The sequence below is a fragment of the Halomonas sp. AOP25-F1-15 genome (assembly GCF_052378675.1).
GTDB classification, from domain to species: domain Bacteria; phylum Pseudomonadota; class Gammaproteobacteria; order Pseudomonadales; family Halomonadaceae; genus Vreelandella; species Vreelandella casei.
In genome coordinates this window covers 1-3,076 of sequence record NZ_JBQSXV010000017.1, presented here as the reverse complement: position 1 = coordinate 3,076, position 3,076 = coordinate 1, and the positions used below count along the sequence as shown (strand labels likewise).

The window sequence follows — 3,076 nt, the reverse complement described above, 5'->3', positions numbered from 1 at the left end:
TTGGAGGAGCACGCAGCCTTCTTCAGCGAGCAGTTGGGCGATATTGAAGAACCGACCGCGCCCTTCGGACTACTAGACATCCGCGGCGATGGCAGCGAGATAGAGGAAGTGCGAGTTCCTTTGGACACGGAGGTGGCCCAGCAGGTGCGGAAACAGGCTCAGCGCTATGGTGTGAGCACGGCTAGCCTATTTCATCTGGCCTGGGCGTTGGTGCTGAGTAAGACCACCGGACGGGACGATGTGGTGTTTGGCACCTTGTTGTTCGGGCGCATGCAAGGCGCCGAAGGTGCCGAACGGGCGTTAGGGATGTTTATCAATACATTACCAATACGTATTAGGATGGATTCACAAGGCATCGATAACTGTCTTCGCCGCACCCACGAGGCCCTGTCTGCGCTACTGCACCACGAGCATGCGAGCCTCGCCCTAGCGCAACACTGCAGCGGTCTGCCTGGAGGAACACCGCTGTTCACAACGCTATTTAACTACCGCTATAGCCCTCCACAGGATGAAGACATTCAGGCTAGTCCGGGCATGATTTTGCTGGATAGTCAGGAGCGTACTAACTATCCGATCACGATGTCAGTGGACGATCTAGGTAACGGCTTCCAATTGGTAGGCCAAGTGAGCTGCTCGATTGGCGCACAGCGGCTGTGTGACTATTTGAATACGGCTATTGTGGAGGTTGTAGAAAATCTGCAAGTGACGCCTCAACAACTATTAAATGAGATCAGCCTGCTCAGAGCGGATGAGCAGCAGTTGTTGAGCGAGTGGGGAAAGAATACGCAGCAGTATTCTGATTCTTCTCCAATTCATCATCTGATCGAGCGGCAGGCTTCGGCAACCCCAGCGGCCACGGCGCTAGTATTTGAAGAGCAGTCACTCAGCTACGCCGAACTTAATGCCAGTGCCAATCGTCTCGCGCACTATCTGATCGGGTTAGGCGTAAAACCTGAAACTCAAGTAGGTATCGCTGTTGAGCGTTCTATCGAGATGGTGGTGGGGCTACTGGCCATTCTTAAGGCGGGGGGCGCCTATGTACCACTGGACCCGGATTACCCTGTCGAGCGGCTGGCCTATATGATCGAAGACAGCGGCCTTAAGCTGCTATTTACCCAGCAGCATCTTCGCGAGTCGTTATCAGTAGATGAACGCCTGAATGTCATTGAACTGGATCAGTTGGATGTGGCGCAGCATGCTTCAACCAATCCTGAAGTAGCGCTGCATGGCGAAAATATTGCTTATGTGATCTACACCTCTGGCTCCACCGGGCGACCCAAGGGCGCGGCCAATCGCCACCAGGCGCTGAACAATCGCCTGCAGTGGATGCAGGATGCCTACCATCTGACAACTGACGATGTGGTGTTACAGAAGACCCCATTTAGCTTCGACGTCTCGGTATGGGAGTTCTTCTGGCCGCTGATGCAGGGGGGGCAGCTGGTGGTGGCGCCACCAGGTGCTCATCGTGAACCGGCACAGCTGGTCGAATTGATACGTACTCACAATATCACCACGCTGCACTTCGTGCCTTCGATGCTGCAGGCCTTCCTGGCTCATGGCGAGATAGAAGCTTGCACTAGTCTGACGCGCCTGATGTGTAGCGGCGAGGCACTGCCGGCGGAGCTGCAGAACCAAGTATTTACTCGGCTGCCCCACACGTGGCTCTACAACCTCTATGGTCCCACAGAAGCGGCTATTGATGTTACCCACTGGACGTGCCAGGACGATGGGCGCAACCAAGTCGCTATCGGCCAACCGATTGCTGGTATCCGCACCTATGTACTGGATGGCGATCTCAGCTTGGCGCCGCTTGGCGTCGCGGGGGAACTCTATCTCGGCGGCATTGGGTTGGCGCGTGGCTATCTGCACCGCTCTAATCTGACCGCAGAACGTTTTATCGCGGATCCATTTGTGCAAGGTGAACGCCTCTACCGTACCGGCGATCTGGTGCGCTGGCGGGAGGACGGCCAGCTCGAGTACCTGGGTCGCCTCGATCATCAGGTGAAAATACGCGGCTTCCGTATCGAGTTGGGGGAGATTGAAGCCCAGCTGCTATCTCAGCCGGAAGTGCGTGAGGCGGTGGTGGTTGCACAAGAAGGCCCCGGTGGCGCTAGGTTAGTCGCTTATGTGGTTCCCCAGGCTGGTAGTGAACTCGACACCAGTTCACTACGTGAAGCGCTGGGTCAAAAACTACCGGATTATATGGTGCCGGGAACTGTGGTCACGCTCGATACACTGCCATTGAATGCCAACGGCAAGGTGGATCGTAAGGCGCTACCTGAGCCGGAGTTAGCCAGTAGCTCGAAGTACGAGCCGCCTCAGGGTGGAGTGGAAGAAGCCTTGGCTGAGATCTGGTCTGAAGTGTTGAGCGTAGAGTGTGTCGGTCGTCACGATAATTTCTTCGAGTTGGGTGGGCATTCGCTGCTAGCTCTGAAAGTGCTTGAGAAAATGCGGCACCAGGGGCTGACAGCGCAGGTGCGTACCCTGTTCCAGTACCCGGAGCTGGTGGCTTTTGCTCAAGCGTTGACGCAAGCGCCCGAGCAATATGAGATCACCATCCCGCCCAATCTGATCCCCCACGATTGCCAGGTTCTCCAGCCGGACATGCTGACACTAATCGAGCTCAATGCCGAAGAGATCAGTGTGATCGAAGCGGCAGTGTCCGGCGGTGCTGCCAACATCCAGGACATCTACCCATTAGCACCGCTGCAAGAGGGCATCCTTTTCCATCACCGGCTGCGGCACCGGGGAGATACTTATGTACTTCCCTGCCTACTTGGTTTCGATAGTCGGGAGCGGTTGGATAGGTTTATTGCTGGTTTTAACCAGCTCGTTGCCCGTCACGATATTCTTCGTACTGCGGTGCTCTGGGAAGGGCTCCGTGAGCCGGTACAGGTGGTATACAAGCATGCCGTAATGGAAGTCGAATGGCCGTCGGTTCCTTATGAGGAAGCTGATCGTGTCGCCGAATGGTTATACACCCAGGTGGATCCTGAACATCACCGCATTGATGTGCGCCGAGCGCCCATGCTACGAGCAGTGGCAGCATACGATGCTGAGCAAAACCGCTGGTTGT

At 55.9% G+C, this 3,076-nt stretch carries 1 protein-coding gene; it reads left to right on the top strand.

Annotation, left to right across the window (positions count from 1 at the left end; all coding sequences use genetic code 11):
* Positions 1-3,076, top strand: a 3,076-nt coding sequence (locus ACT3TF_RS17140) for a non-ribosomal peptide synthetase (RefSeq protein ID WP_444672637.1), incomplete at both ends; no start/stop codon positions are given.